Genomic DNA, 523 nt, shown 5'->3' with positions numbered 1-523 from the left:
TTATTATCGTAGCATTAGCAGCGTTAGCTTCATTTACAACACCAAATTATAAAATGTCTAATAACATTCGATTTTTAAGATTTCCGTTAATATTTTTTTCAGCTGTTTGGGGTGGATTAGGAATTGTAATAGGTATTTGTTTTATACTTACACATATTACGCGACTAGAATCATTAGGAGCACCCTATACAGTTCCGTTATACCCTTTAAGGGTTAAAGATTATTCAGATACCTTTCTTAGGCTACCATTAAATAAAACCGAAAAAAGAAAAACTTATTTACGTCCAAAGTCTATTTGGAGGTATCATCCTAATCCTGAAAGAAAAAAGAAAAATGATTTTGATGAATGAGTAGTTATTGAGGTGAATAATGAAGAAGTATTTTTTGGGAGTATTTTGTATTAATTTGTTTTTAGTTGGTTGTGTTAATCAAAGAATTATTGATCATGTCCAAATTATTCAAGTCCTAGGCTACGATTTAAAAGAAGAAAAAGTAAAAGGAACAGTTGTGTATCCAACTTTCG

1 protein-coding gene is annotated in these 523 nt (G+C 30.0%); it reads left to right on the top strand.

Features of this window, described 5'->3' with window-relative positions; genetic code table 11:
• Positions 1–350 (top strand): spore germination protein (locus HUO09_RS22085; protein ID WP_188235293.1); only part of this gene is annotated, 350 nt, incomplete at its 5' end.
• Between the last annotated feature and the right edge of the window lie 173 nt (positions 351–523).

The organism is Vibrio sp. Y2-5, from assembly GCF_014596725.1.
Classification (GTDB): domain Bacteria; phylum Pseudomonadota; class Gammaproteobacteria; order Enterobacterales; family Vibrionaceae; genus Vibrio.
This window is presented reverse-complemented; position numbering and strand designations above follow the sequence as displayed.